Genomic DNA, 19,271 nt, shown 5'->3' with positions numbered 1-19,271 from the left:
AATTACACCTCGCAAACCAAAGAAACAAATTCTTCAGCAATGGCTGTATGCTCATTGAATCCTGTTAGCTGATTGAATATTTCTTCAAGTGAACCTTCCTTCTGATTATTCTTAAGCTCTTCAAAACTTCCATCCGCAACTATTCGTCCATTATTCAAAAGTAATATTCTATCACTTACCTTTTCTACAACATCCATTATGTGGGAAGAATAAAATATTGTTTTACCTTGCTTTGCAAGAGTCTTCATAACCTCTTTAAACACCATAACACTATTAGCATCTAGTCCACTTAAAGGCTCATCAAAAAATAATATATCTGGATTATGAATCAAACTACATATTATAAGTAGCTTTTGTTTCATACCTTTTGAATATGAGGATATTCTGGCATTTATAACAACCTTAATTCCAAACAAACCCATCATTTTTTTTGCTCTCTCAATAAGTTTTTTCTCTTCTAATCCATATATTTCACCTAAAAAGCTTATATACTCAGAAGCAGTTAAGTTTTCATATATATCTGCAAGCTCAGGTACATAACCTATTTTCTTTTTATACTCTATGCTTCCATTACTTATATCTTGTCCTAGTATTTCTACTGTTCCCTCGTAACCTTCTAATATCCCCAGCATTATTTTTATAGTTGTACTTTTACCAGCGCCATTGGTCCCTATATATCCTATTATCTGTCCTCTAGGAATTTCTAAATTTATTCCATTTAGTACCTTACTACTCCCATAGCTCATATATAAATCTTTAATTGATATTATACTTTCTAAATTTCCCATGATACCCTCCTCTTCTTTAGTTTTTCATACTTAAAAGCTCTAACATAAACCGTTTTTTACATATCTTATATAGTAATAATAAATTATAGTAATAATTAAAGTAATTCTATACAAACCATAATTTTCCTTTAAATAATTCAATTTAGTTTAATTTTATTATTAAAACCAACCTCGTACATTATTGCAGAGAATTAATACTGTCATTGTTAAAACAATCATAAAGTAATTATACATATATGGCACCTTATATTTTGTCAGACAATCCATGCATTGGCCGCAATCGTGCACTAGAATTAAGTTATAAAATGACTGACGGTGATAAAATGAATATGTGGACATTAGATCTTTCATTTATTGGGTTGTATTTATTGGGTTGTATTTATTAGGTGCAGTATTACTTTTTGTTGCTCCTCGTCAATAATATGATATAATAATGCTAAATTGCCTTTTATATTTACATGAATTTGAGATATCTAATTTATTTAAATATAGAGAAGGTTGCATCATATATTGAAATGTTGTAGTTAAAGTTAAAAAAATAGGGGGAGCTGATTTACATGGAAAAAATGGATTTAAAAAATGGGAAAGAAGTTATTATAAGAGAGGCTTCAAAAGAAGATGCAAAGTTCATGATAGATTTTTATAATGTAGTTGGTGGAGAAACAGATTTTCTTTCCTTTGGGAAAAATGAATTTGTGAAAAATTTAAATGATTATAAGGATTTTTTAGAAAATACCCGTAAGGAAGATAATTCAATAATATTGCTTGCAGAAATTGATAATAAAATAATAGGTATAGCCACAATTAATTCTAGTCCAAAGGCTAGATTTAAGCACGTGGGAGAATTTGGAATAGTAATAGCAGAGCAATATTGTGAACTAGGACTAGGTAGAAAACTTTTAGATTATCTTATAGTGTGGGCAAATGCAAATGGCATCACTAAAAAAATAAGCCTTGTAACTAGTGAAAATAATTATAGAGCCATGGAGTTATATAAGAAAGTTGGATTTGAAGTAGAAGGCATACTTAAAAAAGATAATTATGTAAATGGAGTTTATGGTAATACAATTATGATGGGCTTGATTCTTTAAAAAATGAATTCAACTTTCAAATAGAGTTAGTGGATAAATATTTATCCACTAACTCTATTTTTGCACACGAATATATTTGAACTCAAATGACTTTAGTAAATACACCTTCCCATTATCTGCACTGTTCTATATTAAATCGTTCTTAAAACCCTTTCCCCTTACTTCAGAAGCATCAACTGTTATCATAAAAGCATCATTGTCTATTTCTTTAACAATTAATTTCAATTCAGGGATCTCATGGAGTGGCACTGTGCAAAATAATATTTTTTCATGCTTACCAGTATAGGCACCCTCCCCATATAGGTAAGTAACTCCTCTGTGCATTTTATACAAGATTCCACTACAAATTTCTTTTTCTTTTGCAGTAATAATAAGAACTAATTTTTGTGTGCCAATTCCAATTACTATTCTATCAGTAACTTCTGCCGTTATAAACATAGCAGCTATAGTATATAATGCACTGGTTACTCCAAAAAAGAATGTAGCGATACCAACAATTATAATATTAATACAAAAGGATATTTGCCCTATTTTAAAGTTATCATACTTCACTTTTATAAGAGCTGAAATAATATTGAGTCCTCCTGCGGAACCGTGATTGCTGAAAACTATTCCTATGCCAATTCCATTTAATGCTCCACCATACAAGCATAATAACAATGTATCGTTTGTGTCAATCACTGCTTTTAGGGGAGCGGTTAAAATTAAAAACAATGAAAATGAGATTGTACCTATAAATGTAAGAATAGTAAATCGTTTGTTAAGAAATTTATAGCTTAACATTAATAATGGAATATTTAATAACAATATGGAATATCCAGCGGGAAATTTATATAAATACTGGATAATTAATGATATGCCAGAAGCACCACCACTTAAAAGTTTTGCTTTGGATATAAACAGATTAATTGCAAGTGAAGATATCAAACTTCCTACTAGTATAAAAAAAATATTTTTAATAATGTTTTTGTTTATAAAATTAATCATTTCGTTTCCGCCCTTCTAATAAATCTACTTTTAGACTCTTATAATATTTTTGATATTTATTTGTGGAAACACAATGAATATTAACCTACTTCTTATATTGTGCCACAAGAGTATCATATTGTGAAGGGGTTAGTGTTATGAAATACATAGCCCTTTTTTATAAGTGCATTTATAAATGTATAAAATAGCATATTGACAATAGGATAAAAATGTATTATCATTATAACAATTTAGTAGTACTCCGTGTACTACTAAATTAAAATCAAATAAAATAAAAAATTATATATTGAGTGTAAGTAAATTTAAAATTTATTCAAAATCAATTTAAAGTGGGAGGTGTAGCATGATCAAACTATATTCTAATGAAAAGTCATATTTCAAAACAATGCTAGCAATAGCCATACCAGTTTCTATTCAAAGTTTATTTCAAGCTTCTTTAAGTGTTATTGATCAATTTATGGTAGGACAATTGGGAGAGGAAGCAATTGCAACTGTTGGACTCGGATCTAGGTTTCCGTTCCTTTTTCTAATAACTTTATCAGCTGTGGGCTGCACAACATCTATTATGATATCTCAGTATTGGGGTAAAAAGGATAATAAAAATATAGCAAATGTAATTGGAGGAAATCTACTATTAGGAATGATTATAACCATAACATTTTCTTTGATTTCGCTAATATTTTCAAAACAAGTATTAGGACTATATACTAATGATATGAAAATAGTTACACTAGGAAGTAAGTATCTTATAATTAATGCAGCTTCGTATATACCAATGCTTTTAATAATGGTTTATGCATCAGTTCTAAGAAGTACAGGTCATGTTAAATCTCCAATGTATGCAGGAGTATTTGCTGTAGTTTTAAATACTTTATTAAATTACTTGCTTATATTTGGTAATTTTGGATTTCCTGAATTAGGCTTTCTAGGCACAGCATATGCTACAACTATTACTAGATTTCTTGAAGCAGTGTTACTTATAGTCTTTATGTATGTTAATAATTATCCAGGCGCATATAAAATAAGGGATCTGTGTAATATTTCATCTGTATTTATGAAAAAAATCCTTACTATAGCTCGCCCACTGTTAATAAATGAATTTATGTGGGCTCTAGGCGAAACTATGTATTCAATTGTATACGGAAGAATGGGAACCTCAGAAGTTGCCTCAATGACCTTGACTTATCCTATTCAAAGCTTAAGTATAGGTTTATTTGCAGGTGTGAGTAGTGCAGCGGGAATTATGATAGGAAACAAATTAGGGCTTGGAGAAAATGAACTTGCTTTTAAATATTCAAAGAAATTCATTAAAATGGGTATTATAGGTTCAGCCGTTTTTGGTGTTTTATTAATAGCTTGTTCAAACTTATATATTTCTGTATTTAATATAACTAGTGATCTGAAGGAGTGTACATTTAAGTTATTAGTTATGTTTAGCATAGTTTTATGGATTAAAGTATCAAATATGATTATAGGTGGTGGAATCTTAAGAAGTGGTGGAAAAACTAAATATACACTTTATTTAGATATGATTGGAACCTGGTGCATTGGGGTTCCTATAGGTTTTGTTTCAGCCTTTGTTTTAAAACTACCAGTCCACTGGGTTTATTTAATAATTTCAAGTGAAGAATTTGTAAGATTTATTATTGGTCTTAAAATAATGCATTCAAGGAAATGGATGGACAATTTAACAGAAGTGAATCTAAAAGTTATGATAGAAGAAGTCCTTTAAAAGAGAGGAGAGATCAAGTATGGATGAAATATTAAGTTTATTAGAAAAGCTTAGTTTCTCAAGAACAGAAGCGGCAGTTTATGTTGATTTATTGAAAAATTCTAGCTTAAATGGATATCAAATTGCTAAAAATCTAAATATGTCTCGTTCATCAGTTTATTCTGCTCTAGATAATTTATATAAAAAAGGCATTGTGTTTTCACTGCCTGGAAATTCCAAGCTATATAAAGCGGAAAATCCTACAACGCTAACAAATAAAATGAAAAATGAATTTGTTGAAACCACAGATTTATTAGAAGTTAAATTACAACAACTGGAAAACTCTGATTCAGAAGAAAGGTATTTAAATATATCAGGTTATGATAATGTTATTTCAAAAGCAAAGGAATTGCTATTAACATCAAAAAAAGAAGTTTACATAAATACTGACTTTGATTTACAACTATTCTCAAAAGAATTTATTGAACTTGAAAAAAGACAAGTTAGAATAATTATATTTTCCTTTGCTAAAGTTAATAGTGAAAACCTACCGGTAGAAATATATACTCATAATGAAGAAAGTTGTTTAGAAAAACAAACAAGAATAATGTTAGTCGTAGATTGCGAAAAAACGTTAATTGCAGATAGAGGCCCACATAGAGAAGAGTTCTTAGGTACTTTTACAGACAATGTTCTCTTAGCTTCCGTTGTTTCTGAACATATTCATAATGATATATATCTTTTAAAGTTAAAAAATAAATATGGAAAAAATTTAATTAATGAGGGTATTAAGTTAAATACCATACTTGAAAATAGGTAATAATAAGAAGAAGATCTTAGAATTATTTTACCAATAATAAAGAGCCAATTAGGCTCTTTATTATTGCAATTATATTTTTTTAACTGTGTATTTATCCCAATTACAAATTTGTGGCCTGTCCTCTGTTTCAAAGTTTACTATATCCCATACAATATTATATAATCTTCCTCCATTGTCTATTGCTAATGCAGTATATTCACCCTCATGTCCAATTAACTTACTTAGATATGCATCTTGAATTAACCGTAATTGTTTATTATTATATTCAAAAATACCATTTTCCTCTTCTAACTTTTTTAAATCAAATACTTGGCTTAAATCATCAACATAAACATTCATACACTCACTAACTTCTTCTACATAATTTATGCATAATTCATTTTCTTCTAAATCATAAATATAATGGTTATCAAGGTTAACCGTTTGAAATTCACCTATTTCATTATCCGTTAATATTAGAGTTATACTTAAGTTTCCAGTACCATGAGTTCCGTATTTCTTAGATTTTTCTTTAATTTCTTTTTTAATTCTTCGCATTAATTTTTTCATTTGAAAATCCCCTTTCACGCCATATGATGAAAATGAACACCAACAGCTATTACTTAAAGCTACTGATGCCCATTTCATTTAACCCACCCTATTTATATCAATAATATATAAATATACTACAAACTTACTTTAATTCTTATTATTATACCATATTCAGCGAAAAAATCCCCACCTTAAGCAGAGATTGGTCAAAAGAAATACTAAATAAAAAAATAAAACTCTCTACTATAAATTTCCGAATAAATCTTTATTTGGTAATTCATCAAATATATTGTATAATAATTATATATTATTAATAGTCTAATAACTTTTTGTGAATTGCAAATCTTTATTTAAACGAATACATGAAAATATCATAAGAAAGGTAGGCGAAAATCCTGCACTGTGGTTAATCATTAACCCATGATACCACCGCTCTATTTAACGAATAGAATGCTAAAGCTGTTTATTACGCTTTTAAGTGACAGGCATTAATTTGAGAATGATTTTATTAGGTGCCCCTGGAGCTGGAAAAGGTACTCAAGCAAAGCTAATATGCGAGAAATATAACATAACCCATCTATCAACTGGAGATATTTTTAGAATGAACATCTCCACCAAAACTACCCTTGGTGTACAAGCAAAAGAATATATTGCTAAGGGTCAGTTGGTGCCTGATGATCTAACTATTCAAGTAGTAGAAGATAGACTAGTGAAAGAGGATTGCAAAAACGGCTTTCTATTAGATGGATTTCCAAGGACAGTTTTTCAAGCGGAACAACTTGGTAATTTTCTACAGGGAATTAATAACACTTTGGATGTTGTACTTCTAATCGATGTTCCCAGCGAATTTATTCTGGAAAGAAATATAGGAAGAAGGATATGTTCTTCCTGTGGACGGAGTTATCATATAAAGTTTAATCCACCTGAAAAATTAAGTATTTGTGACTTTTGTGGCGGGAAATTGATTCAAAGAAATGATGATAATGAAGAGACAGTTAAGGAAAGACTTAATGTTTATACTAATCAGACCCATCCTCTTATAGATTATTATAAGACTAATCATTCATTATCTACAGTCGATGGTAGGGATGATATCCTTACAGTTTCAAAAAATATTTTTTCAATATTAGATAATTAATATATAAAAAAAATCTTCTCAATTTAACATTCAATTGAGAAGTTTTTTTTATGTTTTATATTATTTTTCTTGGATTAAAATTTTTAAAGTTTTGCTCTCTTTGAAAACCGGATCTAAGGCTAGTGATTTCTCTGTATACTCTAAGGCTTTTTCAATTTCGCTTAGATTATAGAAGCAAACCGCAATTTTATAATAAATTTCAGCACTAGCACCATATAATTCATGTGAATATTCAAAAAATCTTAGAGCATCACTATCATTGCCAATATAGCCAAACAATAAGCCTATATAGAATGCTAAGTCGCCCTCTTCACCAATAGGGAAATAGTACTCCCAAACACTATTCATTACTATAACCAGTTCTTCTGTTGGAAAATCTTCCTCCGTATCTATTCTTTCAAGCAATATGTTATAGACCTCTTGAAAGGTTCTTGCATCCCATAAAGTAAACCTAAGAAAGGTTAGTATCTGTTTTGTTTCTAGTGATTCGCATAAAGGCACAACTGCTTTTTTTAAATTATAAAAATCATCTGGTCCTATACTTTCAATAATTTCATTATAGGCCATGGTGGTTTCTACAAAATCATGAGTGCTGTTAGTTAATAAAAATAGTGACATGTTTATATTCTCATGTTCATAGATACTATGTATTGCTTTTCCACCAATATTTTTGAAATATTGTTCCATGGAATGAAAGTTAACCGTCATTGAAATACATCCGTGTTTTGATAAAAATGGATGAGAGTTTTTTAACATGGATTTTTCATTTTTATAACCTTTATCTGCGGAAATTAAAATTATGTCATCATTAAATGCTCTTTTTAATCTAGAGATACAACACAAGGCCATTATTGGCAATGAAAAAGATGTATCCTCTAAACGATTTTTATAATATAAAAGGATATCATTAAAGTCATCATCTTCATAATAATTATTGCCATCAATTTGGTTGTCTGTATAGTAATAATCTAAGCCAGCCAGTATTGATTTGTCCTCAGGGCTTGCCCCTAGTTCTGGAGAAGTTATTGTAATCAAGCCTTCAAAAATCTCTCCCTTATTCACATAAAAAGTATCTTGTGGAAGGCTGTCAAAGGTATAATTAGCAATTAAAATTAAAGGATTCTTTAGATTTCCACCGGCTAAAACTTCGCCACTGTTTCTTAATTTAAGCTGATCATCTTTAGTTATATCGAAGGTTGCACAATCAAGTATTCCAGAGTCAAAATATGGCTTTAAAAAGCTATGATTCTGCCAATATTCAATATTCTTTTCAGAAAAATCGGTTACTATATATTTGAACTTTAGCCCTTTTAGGGAAGAATTTTCGATTATATGTAAAAATCTTTTAAGGAAGGTATAGGTAAATCTGCCTACACCAGATGCAAGCTCCATTATGTATATGGTAGATTTTTTTTCTATATCAGTCCTTGTAACATAGTCTCTGCAATATCCGAATATAGTTTTAGCATACAGGTTTGCTATATAAGGATTAGTTGTTATGTATTGAGGTACAATTCCTTTTATCCAAGCTTCTGGTCCCTGGTTTGCAAAGAAATCACTCTGTAGGTTCCATATCATGGATTGCGATAATTGCTTTTCTGCTTCAAGTATTACTGCAGTATTTTCCTCGGTTGTTGCCTTAACATCTTTAATAACATTGGATTGTTCAACTTTTTTTGACAAAACAAGCCCTCCTAAGTAAAAAACTAAAATATTTTTTCAACTAATAATATACTTATCAAAATAATTATACTATTAGCACTCAAAGATGTACAGTAAAGTGCCATGCAAGTTAGCCCTTGATATATGTTATTTTTTTTCACCCATATCATATATACTTCAAAGGTAGCATAGTAAACTTTTTAAATACCCGTTGCTTAATTATAAGAACTCTTTCAATATATTTTTTATTAGACTAAACATTTGTTTGAAGGGAGATTAATATGAAAATAAATCAATCTGAGCCAATTTATTGGGAAGACCTATAGATTTTGTTTAGATTTTAACCTTTTTTACTTATTCTTTAACATGTTATACATACTAGCCATATCCACGTTTGAAACACTAACCGTATCTATATTAGTAGATGATACATTATTTAATTTTCTTTTTTCTTCTAAAGCGACATTAGTAATGTCGCTAAGCATATTGTACATGTTATACATAACAGCCATCTCAATGTTTGAAACGCCACTACTGCCTTTATCATCATCTAATTCATTAATTGTTATATTTGTTTTACCTAACTTATTTTCGTTCATTAGTGTTCTCCTTTCGAATATATAAATACTATATATACAGTGCATTATATAGTTTACCCATTTTTTTATAAAGTAGAACTGGAAACGACACCAAATCAAGTTATTATGCTAATGTATCCTTAATTTTTATGTAAAATTATTAATTGCAAATAAAAATAAAATCCTATCTCTACATATATAATTGTAGGGATAGGATTTTATTAATTTATACTTATAACAACAGGGGTTTTTCGAAGGAGCTATTTAATTAAATGTTTTACTTACTTTTTATTAAAGCTGCGGAGACAATATAGCGATCCGGAGCATTTCCAATAGCATCGAAGGGATAGCAGGTTGTCACCGTCAAGACGGCATGGTCGGTAGGTACAATCACCGTTTTGTCGTCTTCATGGACGATTCGTGTCCCACTCACCTCATAGGTAAATACGCCCGCAGATGTTTGAACAATTAGTTTATCCCCTATTTTAAGATTGCCTAATTGTCTGAATACCGTATCCCGATGTCCAGCGAGAACACAATTGTCATTTTCCCCAGGAAGTACACTCTGCAAGAAATGCCCTACACCTTTCGTAAGCTCCTTCGAACCGGTCCCCTGAAAAATGGGCAGTTTCCTCTTTAATGCTGGAATCGTAAGACTTCCAATATTATCACCCTCTGTAGGATATAAAGGGTAAAGTGATTTATGAGAAAGGATAGGATCTGATTCCACAGGAGTAGTATTGTCTCCCTTTAACTTGCTTTGATCTACAAAAAAAGTTGCTGGGATTAAATCGCTACTGGTAGCGTCATAGCCTGTATAATGGGACTGTGTCCATATACTAAACAGTGACCAAGAAATACATCCTAATCCCAAGACTAAAAATGCCAGGGATATCTTGCCCCATGATAGTTTTACTTTATTCATAACGCTTTTTACGTGGCCAAGTTAAGGCACCCACCAGCGTTAAAAATCCACCCATAAGAAGTATCTCATACAAATGTGTAGAGGTTTTTGGAAGCTGACCACCTGTAACAGTGTGTGTGACAATTACCGGTTTTGGTTCTGTTTGAGGTTGTGGTTCAGCAAATAATTCCACAATATTAAATGAATTTGCTGATGTAAGTGTTGGTATAACTATATTTACTTTTCCATTAATATTTCTGTTATTTACTTCGAAATTTATACCCACTATATATATTCCTGTTGGGATACTTTCACTTTCAATTGCACTTTCAGCAAATACTTTATCTAGCTTTGCCATGTCTACAACAAGTTCTATAACACCTTTTGTACCTGCTACATATCCATTTTCGTCAATTGTATATGTAATATCAATTCCTTTATCTCCAAGAATTTTTACATCCTCAAGCTTGTCCATCATTTGATTAAACTTGTCCAAAAACCCTTGTGATTCAAGTGTAGTAAACATCTGTTGCATATCAACTTTTGAGTTATTAATTTCTTCAGTTGATGCTCCACTATTTTTCATCTCTGTAAGAATTAAATCTTTTATGAGTTTTTGTATTTCTTCATTTTTTGCAGTCAAATTAACTACTTTTCTTATAAGGTCTTTAAATGTGGCGTCATCAATTTTAACTTTATATTCATTTCCTTCCTCAGATATAAAGTTATAACCTGAGCTTAATTGTGACGAATATTTCTCAATAAGAGTTAATATCGCTCCTTGTAATCCTTTGTTTTCACTTAGCATTTTGCCAAAATCCATGCTACCTATTCCAGCATCTATTTCCGGTATTTTCTTTATCTGATTAAAATCGAGTAGCATATATTTATTCATATATTCAGGAGATAACATCATTTCAAATAGCTGTGGTGCTTTTACAATTTCCTTAACTACAGGGGTTTTACCAGTAAGGTTCATATCACTCCATAATTCTCCACTGTAAGGACTTCCACCTACAGTTGCTGACATCTTAACATATTGCCTTGAAATCGTTCCATTACTATTTCCAGATATTTTAGAATTGCAACTTACTTGTAAGTTGTTTAAAATTTCACTTACCATTGCAAACTCTTCTTGACCTTGCTGCGAAAGTCCTTCAGCCTTAAATGTCAAGTTTAATTTTCCATTGCTCTCCACTGATGTTGCCATATTTGTCTTCATTATGGCCTCTGAAAGAGTCTTTGTTTGAGCATTTGCCAGTGAAATTGGTAATACAAAAACCAGCATAGCTACAGCAACTATAAAGGCGCAACCCCTTGATGCAAATCTTGTCATGTCATCTACCTCCCAATAGGTATCTTTTGATATCCGTTTAAACTATATCAGATTGTTAACAAATTGTAAACAGGTTATACATGGTGAAAATTACAATATTTCCCTATAATGTTCTGACTTGAAATAAACGGTTTATAATTTTTTGAGATTATTTTCACATCTAATTATACAATTTATATATTTATGTTATAATATAGATATATTTAATTATATTGTAATCAATTCCGATCTGTAGTGGCATAGGTTCTTATTATTTTAATAGTGGCGATAAATATGTCGGCAAATTAAAAAATGACGGCCCAGATGGCTTAGGAACTGCATACAAGTCTGATGGCTCTATATATTATAAAGGTGAATGGGAAAATGCATTTTCTAAAGACACTTTTTATTAGATTGCATTTTGGTTTTTGTAAGTTCAATTACACTTGATATTATAAAAAATATCCCATCTGTTTATAAGAGTTTACTGTTAATATAATATACAGCGGGGTTATTTATAGTCTTTAAGCTTATTAAAGTAAAGGGTATATCTTAATTATCTAAGATATACCCTTTACTTTAAATATTTATTTTCTATATCTTTCAATAAGGCCAGTTAGTGAACCTTCATTTGTTCCTTCACCAATAGCTGAAAATTTCCATTCATTATTATGTCTATAAATATCTCCTGTTATTAGAGAAGTCTTACCTGCATAGCTTTCAGATAGATTGTATTTTAATAATTCAGTATTATCTGTAGTATTTACAATTCTTATATATGCATTTTGAATTTGGCCAAAATCTTGATTTCTTTTAATACAATCGTAAATATTAACAACAAATACTAATTTATCTACGCCTTCAGAAATTTTCGATAAATCTATAAGTATCTGTTCATCATCACCATTACCATCACCAGTTCTATTGTCTCCAGTATGTACTACACCCCCACAACGACTTTCCAAATTCCCAAAATATATAACATTTTCTATACCTTTAAGTTTACCATCACTATTTATCATTAAAACTGAAGCATCACAATCAATATCTGAAGCCTTTTTTTTAAAAAGACCACCGCCTGCAGATGAAGCTACAGCATCCCAACCCAGTCCAACCACTATTTTTGATATTCCACTATTTCCTTTTGTTAAGTCAACTTTTTGTCCTTTTTTCAAATTAATAGTCACTATAAGCACCTTCTTTTAATTTTATAATTGATTTAATTATTCACTCCGAAATTTGAACATAGAGCGCCAAGCCCGCCTTCGAAGCCACTACCTATTGCGTTAAATTTCCATTCTGCTCCGTTCCTATATAATTCTGCAACTATTACAGCTGTTTCTATACTATAGTCTTCTCCTAGGTCATATCTTATTAATTCTGCCCCAGTTTCTTCGTTACATATTCTTATAAACGCATTAGAAACTTGTCCAAAGTTTTGTTTTCTTGTTTCTGCATCGTTAATAGTTACTGTGAAATCAATTTTTGTTACGTTTTGTGGAACAACAGATAAATCAACCTTCAGTTGTTCGTCGTCCCCATCCCCATTACCAGTTAAGTTGTCCCCTAGGTGATTTACAGAATTTGAAGCGTGATTTAAATTATTATAAAAAATGAAATCTCCATCCCCAGATACCTTTCCATTTTCACCTAAAAGAAAAGCAGCTGAATCTAGATCGAAATCAGAGCCGCCATCATATTTATTTGTATCCCAACCAAGCCCTATAAGTACTTTTTTAAGACCAGGATTTGTTTTGGTTAGATCCACCTTTTGTCCTTTTTTCAAACTAACTGCCATATTAAATTCTCCCTTCATTGTTTATGATTTTTTTTAAATATACAATTTTATACTTAATCTTGGTTTTATCATAAACTTAATACAATATTATCATATAATTACAGAATATATGTTAATATTGTATTAATAATTCTCTATGGTTAATTATGAACAAAATGTCCTCAGTATCTTTATCACTAAGTATGCTACATATTTTTTTATAATTTTTGCTATTTCAACTGATATTATTCAAGATTTGATGATGAATATAATGAGTATACATAATGAAATTATGGTAATTATAATATTTAAAGAGATTTAGTAAATATATATTTATTTAAATACATGAAAGGTAGTGTTTTAAATGGGTTTTTTAAGTTGGATAGGTGGAATATTATTAATTTTTTGGTTCTTGGGGTTTATATTTAGCATTGGCGGTCTTATGATTCATTGGTTACTTGTAATAGCTGCAATAGCATTATTCGTGGATATTATTTCAGGAAGAAGAAGGAGAAGGACTTAAAAGATTGTTACAACAATAATGAAGAGCCAATTAGGTTCTTTTTTACTTTAATAAAAATCTATATAAGTTTACGATACATTTAATATTATAATTGCTAGCATAAACCAACATCTGTTTTACGAAGATAAGATAAAATAATAAATAATTCAAGGAGGACATTGTTATGCGTACTAAGAAAACCAATTTCTTTGTTTTTATATCATTGATAATTATTTTAACAAACTCTTTGCTCTTTGGTGATTTTTTAAAATCACATAATGCCTTAGGTATAAATGAAAGAAATATTTACACTACGTCCTATAATAAAGATGCCCAAATATTATACCCATTAGGTTCATCAGATAAATTCACTAAAAAGGAACTTGCAAGTAATATAAAATGGAAAAATAATATAGTTAAATTTACAAGGGATAATCCTGGCGTTATATTTTTAAATGGACCAACAAAAGAAAAAGTCGTATCCTTATCCTTTGATGATGGTCCCGATTCAAAAATAACACCCGAAATACTTGATATATTAAAAAAGTATAATATAAGAGCTAACTTTTTCTTTATAGGCGAAAGTGCCAAAGCTAATCCTGAAGTGGTAAAAAGAGCTTTTAATGAAGGGCATTTAATTTTAAATCATTCTTATACACATGCTGATTTAAGTAAGCTTAGTTCACAAGACATTACCAAAGAACTTACATCTACTGATAATATATTATATAAGCTTATAGGAAAAAAGCCTTCCATAGTTAGACCACCTTATGGTGCTATAGATAATAACGTCATTAATGTTTTTAGAGAAAATAATTATAAAATGGCTATATGGTCACTAGATACCTTTGATTGGTCTCAAAAGGAAAAAGACCATATTGTTGATACTGTTATTAATAATGTTCGTCCTGGTGAAATAATACTTATGCATAGTAACGCTGATAAAATTGCAACTGCTGAAGCATTACCACAAATTATTGAAAAACTTAAAGCTAAAGGCTATCAAATTAAAACTATTTCTGATATGTTAAATATTAAAGGTTACAGATAACAGTTACCCTTACTTAGATGATACTAATCCATCGTTTGCATCATAAAGCTCCCCTAGATCTCCAAGATTGTTCCAAATATTGGATCCGGTCCATTTCAAATATACCACTTCATCATCCTTAGCATTTGCTCCACTGGTAATATTCATGCTGGCACCTGCTTTTAAAATAAATTTATCTGGGAAATCATAATTTTGCATTCCTTCTGTGCTTAACAAGCTCCAGCCTGTCATATCTACATCAGTAGCTCCAAAATTTTTAATTGTTGCTATCTCATTTGCTAAATCTATAGATGTTATTTTTACATCTGTAATACTTGGATTATTGTCTATGCTTACACTTGGAATAACATTAAAAGTTATGTTTTTACCATCTGAAATTCCTATTATATTACCTGATTCATCAGTTCTGTATACAGATATATTTTGAGCTATAAGTCTATCCATAGTTTCTTTTGCAGGATGACCATAATTATTTTCTTTTCCAACACTTATTACTGCATACTTTGGATTAACTGCATTTAAAAACTGTTGCGTTGTTGAACTATTACTACCATGATGACCTATTTTAAGTACATCTGCTTGAAGATCATAACCACTTGCTAACATCTCATTCTCGGAAATCGCTTCAGCATCTCCAGTAAATAAGAAAGAATTTTCTCCAAAGCTTACTTTAATAACTATAGAATTATTATTAGTGTCTTCATAGTTAATTCCATTTGGTGCTATAATTACACAGGTAGCATCCCCTACTTTAAAGCCTTTTCCTGGTGTTGGAACTGTAGCGGTCATTCCACTATTTTTAATGGCTGTTACTACACCTTCAAATGCTTTAGTAGTTGATGTAGCTTTAGGCATGTATATTTTTCCTACCTTAAATCTATTAATTATATAATCAAGCCCACCTATGTGATCCTCATGAGGATGAGTTCCAACCACATTAATAATATATTGAAGGAGGGAATATTACAATGTAATATAAATACCTTGTAATGATTATCTCTTTTATTCTGCAATACCAACAGTTACTCACAGAAACTGCAAGTTTATGTTTGCTAAGAGTATATCTCTATGAATTTTTCACTTGTTTTCGTGCTTGATGGGCAGATACTAATAGCATAATAGATGTATAGATTACGATTATTAGCACTAACCATTTAACAATATTTAGTGGCAGTGATTTAACAATATACGCAGCAATTAATACCCCAGCACTTCCAAACAGAGTAATAGCTATAGATGCTTTTCTATCATATGCTTCTTTTTTTACAAATTGAACAGATCCCGCAGGCATTAGAAAAGCACAGGAGCCCATCATTATTGGAAAAGCAGCAAGAGGGTTCATTCCAAGTGCATAAATTAGTGCCATGCAAGGAGCATACAGGCCAACACCAAGTTGCATTAGTGCTCCAAGTATAAAATTACAACCAATAGCAACCATAAGTTTAATTCCTATAAGCCCACTGGCTGTTCCGCCAATTGGCATAAGATGAAGCAGTCCCGAAAGCATCATAACAGCAACCACAATTAGCGCGAGTCCCATTCCAATTCTTACATCTCTTATGTTAAATTTGGCAACAATATCTGCTCCTATTATTGCACCTAAAACTGCAGCCATAATCATTGAAATCAATGTTATTTTATCAACTTTTATAACAGTTAAAAAAATAATCGCCTCCAAAGCAGTTGGAATCGTACAAGATACATTTAAAGTGCCAGGGAGGGTTCTATCATCCGTCAATTTGAAGAACCTAACTATAGATGTTATAATAGCAAAGCTTCCTACTCCTAAAGTATCAAAAAAATTAGCTATAAATCCTATTCCACCAAAAACAATAAAATTTTTATTTTTGATTTTTCCTGTCTTTGCCGCTCTGAGAACATCTGAGAAATAAATAAAAGCAAAGTATGATACAAACAAAATCAGTGACCCTAATAGTATTTTAACCATAAAACATCTCCATTCTTGCATTATAGCAATATATTTTATTAAATTTTATAGCATTATGAATTTTAAATATACAGATAATTCATAATATTCTCAATTATATTAACGCCTTATACATTTATAAGCTTATCTTTAGCTTTATTACCATCGCAATACCATAAAACTAATTATTTTTCTTTGTAGTCATAACTATAAACCCTCTATTCACAGAATTTTTGTGATGTACTAATAGAGTATACATAAATTGCTGATATTATCCTGTAATTGTTAAAACTTCACAATAAAAACCACTGAAAAATATTTATACATTTCAATGAAAAAATATTTTTTTCTCTTCCACTAAGCCTCTTAATCTACAAAGGTAGCTATTTTGTATACAGTGTATGCACCAATTATATTTATCGTCATATTATATAAGTAGATATTAATACTATAGGAGTTATTGATAATGATTAGAAAAATATCAATTAGTATGCCAGAACATGTGTATAGGTTAGCATTAAGAAAATCTAAATTAACTCATGGAGACAATAATTTTTCTGGTTATTTACGTGAGTTAGTTTGCAAGGGATTTACAGAGGATGAACTACAAAAGGAATTAATAGAACTTAATAAACCCCTATGGCTGGGGAAAACAAAGATAGCTGACTATAACTCAACTTGTCAGGTATGTAGTAACCCTATTGCTCCAGGAGAAGTAATTTGTTATACAGAGTTAGAAAGCTGGGTTCATAAGAATTGTTGCAGGAAAGAATAATAATACATTGTTTATGATAGCTAAACCATAGAAGAATTAAATCATAGTCAGAAGTTGCCAGCTAATATTCCTTGGCTCTTGCTCAAAGAAAATAAGACAAGAAACATATTATATGCATAATATGTTTCTTGTCTTATTTTTAAAGGGAGTAGTCAATATTAAAGGTTATTTAGATGCTGAAGATATCCCTACAAATAATCTACTCCCCCTTATTGCTCCCTTTATTTTTCACCCGAGACAAAATTATAATTGTACCTATAATACACACCGTTCCTAACCATTCCGATACGCCAAAAGTAACATTCAACCAATATATAGATAAAAAGGCTGCAGATAATGGTTCAACACAAGATAGTACACTTGTTTCTGTTGGTTGTATGTACTTTAAGCTTTCCAGATAACAGCAAAATGCGATAAGTGTTCCAAATAACACCACAAATATAACAGCAAACATTGAAATAATTGACCACTGACCTGTAAATGTCCAAGGCTGATGGACAAAACTAAAAGCTATTCCACCAATGAGCATCCCCCATCCAACTACAATTGTAGAACCATACTTAGCAAGAAGATAACGAGGTTGCAATGTGTAAAAAGCTGCCGTAAACGCCGAACAAATTCCCCAAAATAATGCTAACTTAGAAATAGACAGGATATGTATATTGCCTTTTGTAATAATAAAAAATGTACCCACCATTGCGAGTATAATGGCTATGATTTCTTGTAAATTCGGAATTCTTTTATTGAAAATAATCAAATAACAAGCAATTATCACCGCTGATAAATATTGAAGTATCGTGGCTGTTGGAGCATTTCCATATTTAATAGCAGCAAAGTATGTATACTGCACACCTACCATCCCTATAATGCTAAAAATTATTAGACTCCAGCAGTTATGCTTAGTTTCCCATATTTTCCATATGTTCTTATTACCTTTTATTAAAGCATATAATAATAAAATTATTCCTGATACTAGTAGACGAATAACAACAAGCCATTCTGCACTAAATCCCTTTTGCTGAAACAAGAATTGAGCAACGCTGCCTGATACACCCCATAGTGTAGCCCCTATTATTACAAGTATTATTCCTTTTATTCTTGGCTTGCAATTCATTATATTCAAACTCACTTTCTTCTTTTTATTATACAAATATCTCATGGCTATCATATCAAGAAATTTTGATAATTAAGCACAAGATTTAGGAAGAGATATATTTGTTAAATCCAGAGGAAAAATACACAAAAATCACCCAGTAGATAGCTATTTAAAATAACTACTGGGTAGTTTTCACTTGATAAAATTTTCTCCAAAATCAAAGGATATCATTGGTTTCCCAATTAAATACCCTTGAATAGAATCACACTTAAGTTCCTTTAACAGAGCAAATTCTGTATCTGTTTCAATTCCTTCTGCTGCCATTTTTTACACTGTGTGCAAGTAATGTTAAAATACCTAAGGAAAAAATTATTGAAACCATTATTATTGATCTCTTTCAATGTAATTAAGCACAACTTTGATATTTGTATGAGTATTATCAATTTCTATATTAGTAAATTTTTTCAGTAAAAATGTTTTTGAAAATATATAAAGAAATAATATTAAAATCAGATTTGCTATTAATACAACCCTGAATAATTTCGTGGAGTTTCATATTAATCACCCATTATCATAGTACTATATTATACTATATTTGTATATAAAAATACATTTTTT

The 19,271-nt window shown here is 30.3% G+C and carries 21 protein-coding genes; 8 read left to right on the top strand and 13 right to left on the bottom strand.

Annotation, left to right across the window (positions count from 1 at the left end):
* Positions 1-2: 2 nt before the first annotated feature.
* On the bottom strand, positions 3-788 hold the full coding sequence (locus G9F72_RS11820; RefSeq protein WP_164957498.1) for an ABC transporter ATP-binding protein: 786 nt from the start codon (positions 786-788) through the stop codon (positions 3-5).
* Positions 789-1,024: 236 nt separating this feature from the next.
* On the opposite strand from G9F72_RS11820, the gene G9F72_RS11815 reads away from it, so the two are divergent.
* Together G9F72_RS11815 and G9F72_RS11810 are read left to right on the top strand one after the other, a co-directional pair.
* A complete protein-coding gene (locus G9F72_RS11815) occupies positions 1,025-1,174 on the top strand; it encodes a DUF975 family protein (protein WP_202054857.1) in 150 nt (49 codons plus the stop codon).
* A gap of 171 nt (positions 1,175-1,345) precedes the next feature.
* Positions 1,346-1,879, top strand: coding sequence for a GNAT family N-acetyltransferase (locus tag G9F72_RS11810; RefSeq protein ID WP_164957499.1), 534 nt, complete (start codon positions 1,346-1,348; stop codon positions 1,877-1,879).
* A 126-nt stretch (positions 1,880-2,005) separates the two neighbouring features.
* Here the strand turns inward: G9F72_RS11810 and G9F72_RS11805 are convergent, their stop codons facing one another.
* Positions 2,006-2,866, bottom strand: coding sequence for a YitT family protein (locus G9F72_RS11805; protein ID WP_164957500.1), 861 nt, complete (start codon positions 2,864-2,866; stop codon positions 2,006-2,008).
* Between the two features lie 343 nt (positions 2,867-3,209).
* Between G9F72_RS11805 and G9F72_RS11800 the strand changes: the two genes are divergently transcribed.
* Positions 3,210-4,598: an MATE family efflux transporter gene (locus G9F72_RS11800; protein ID WP_164957501.1), complete on the top strand. Its 1,389-nt coding sequence runs from the start codon at positions 3,210-3,212 to the stop codon at positions 4,596-4,598.
* Positions 4,599-4,617: 19 nt separating this feature from the next.
* Positions 4,618-5,397, top strand: coding sequence for a TrmB family transcriptional regulator (locus G9F72_RS11795; protein ID WP_164957502.1), 780 nt, complete (start codon positions 4,618-4,620; stop codon positions 5,395-5,397).
* A 69-nt stretch (positions 5,398-5,466) separates the two neighbouring features.
* Here the strand turns inward: G9F72_RS11795 and G9F72_RS11790 are convergent, their stop codons facing one another.
* A complete protein-coding gene (locus tag G9F72_RS11790) occupies positions 5,467-5,946 on the bottom strand; it encodes a hypothetical protein (protein WP_164957503.1) in 480 nt (159 codons plus the stop codon).
* Between the two features lie 475 nt (positions 5,947-6,421).
* Between G9F72_RS11790 and G9F72_RS11785 the strand changes: the two genes are divergently transcribed.
* Positions 6,422-7,066: an adenylate kinase gene (locus G9F72_RS11785; RefSeq protein WP_164957504.1), complete on the top strand. Its 645-nt coding sequence runs from the start codon at positions 6,422-6,424 to the stop codon at positions 7,064-7,066.
* 60 nt (positions 7,067-7,126) lie between these two features.
* On the opposite strand, the gene G9F72_RS11780 is transcribed toward G9F72_RS11785, so the two are convergent.
* The 6 genes from G9F72_RS11780 to G9F72_RS11755 form a co-directional block, all read right to left on the bottom strand.
* On the bottom strand, positions 7,127-8,749 hold the full coding sequence (locus G9F72_RS11780; protein ID WP_164957505.1) for a tetratricopeptide repeat protein: 1,623 nt from the start codon (positions 8,747-8,749) through the stop codon (positions 7,127-7,129).
* Between the two features lie 329 nt (positions 8,750-9,078).
* On the bottom strand, positions 9,079-9,327 hold the full coding sequence (locus G9F72_RS11775; RefSeq protein ID WP_164957506.1) for a hypothetical protein: 249 nt from the start codon (positions 9,325-9,327) through the stop codon (positions 9,079-9,081).
* Positions 9,328-9,583: 256 nt separating this feature from the next.
* Complete coding sequence (locus G9F72_RS11770) at positions 9,584-10,231, bottom strand: class D sortase (protein ID WP_164957507.1); 648 nt, start codon at positions 10,229-10,231, stop codon at positions 9,584-9,586.
* Positions 10,224-11,546, bottom strand: a complete 1,323-nt coding sequence (locus G9F72_RS11765) for a hypothetical protein (RefSeq protein WP_164957508.1) — start codon at positions 11,544-11,546, stop codon at positions 10,224-10,226. Before G9F72_RS11765 ends, G9F72_RS11770 begins: the two co-directional genes overlap by 8 nt.
* A gap of 566 nt (positions 11,547-12,112) precedes the next feature.
* Complete coding sequence (locus G9F72_RS11760; protein WP_164957509.1) at positions 12,113-12,712, bottom strand: TerD family protein; 600 nt, start codon at positions 12,710-12,712, stop codon at positions 12,113-12,115.
* Positions 12,713-12,744: 32 nt separating this feature from the next.
* Positions 12,745-13,323 carry a TerD family protein gene (locus G9F72_RS11755; protein WP_164957510.1) on the bottom strand — a complete coding sequence of 193 codons (579 nt, stop codon included), beginning with the start codon at positions 13,321-13,323 and terminating at the stop codon, positions 12,745-12,747.
* A 343-nt stretch (positions 13,324-13,666) separates the two neighbouring features.
* Between G9F72_RS11755 and G9F72_RS11750 the strand changes: the two genes are divergently transcribed.
* Both G9F72_RS11750 and G9F72_RS11745 read left to right on the top strand, forming a co-directional pair.
* Entirely contained in the window at positions 13,667-13,825 is a 159-nt protein-coding gene (locus G9F72_RS11750; RefSeq protein ID WP_164957511.1) for a lmo0937 family membrane protein, read from the top strand.
* Positions 13,826-13,988: 163 nt separating this feature from the next.
* Positions 13,989-14,855 carry a polysaccharide deacetylase family protein gene (locus tag G9F72_RS11745; protein ID WP_164957512.1) on the top strand — a complete coding sequence of 289 codons (867 nt, stop codon included), beginning with the start codon at positions 13,989-13,991 and terminating at the stop codon, positions 14,853-14,855.
* 9 nt (positions 14,856-14,864) lie between these two features.
* On the opposite strand, the gene G9F72_RS27420 is transcribed toward G9F72_RS11745, so the two are convergent.
* Positions 14,865-15,791 carry an MBL fold metallo-hydrolase gene (locus G9F72_RS27420; RefSeq protein ID WP_224676094.1) on the bottom strand — a complete coding sequence of 309 codons (927 nt, stop codon included), beginning with the start codon at positions 15,789-15,791 and terminating at the stop codon, positions 14,865-14,867.
* Between the two features lie 130 nt (positions 15,792-15,921).
* Entirely contained in the window at positions 15,922-16,803 is an 882-nt protein-coding gene (locus G9F72_RS11735; RefSeq protein ID WP_164957513.1) for a sulfite exporter TauE/SafE family protein, read from the bottom strand.
* A 445-nt stretch (positions 16,804-17,248) separates the two neighbouring features.
* Here G9F72_RS11735 and G9F72_RS11730 point away from each other — a divergent pair, with 445 nt between their 5' ends.
* Positions 17,249-17,557, top strand: coding sequence for a hypothetical protein (locus G9F72_RS11730; protein ID WP_164957514.1), 309 nt, complete (start codon positions 17,249-17,251; stop codon positions 17,555-17,557).
* Between the two features lie 199 nt (positions 17,558-17,756).
* Here G9F72_RS11730 and G9F72_RS11725 read toward each other — a convergent pair whose 3' ends face one another.
* Complete coding sequence (locus G9F72_RS11725) at positions 17,757-18,671, bottom strand: DMT family transporter (protein WP_164957581.1); 915 nt, start codon at positions 18,669-18,671, stop codon at positions 17,757-17,759.
* A 174-nt stretch (positions 18,672-18,845) separates the two neighbouring features.
* Positions 18,846-18,977 carry an EAL domain-containing protein gene (locus G9F72_RS11720; protein ID WP_164957515.1) on the bottom strand — a complete coding sequence of 44 codons (132 nt, stop codon included), beginning with the start codon at positions 18,975-18,977 and terminating at the stop codon, positions 18,846-18,848.
* Positions 18,978-19,271 lie beyond the last annotated feature (294 nt).

Source organism: Clostridium estertheticum (assembly GCF_011065935.2).
Lineage (GTDB): Bacteria > Bacillota > Clostridia > Clostridiales > Clostridiaceae > Clostridium_AD > Clostridium_AD estertheticum_A.
This window is presented reverse-complemented; position numbering and strand designations above follow the sequence as displayed.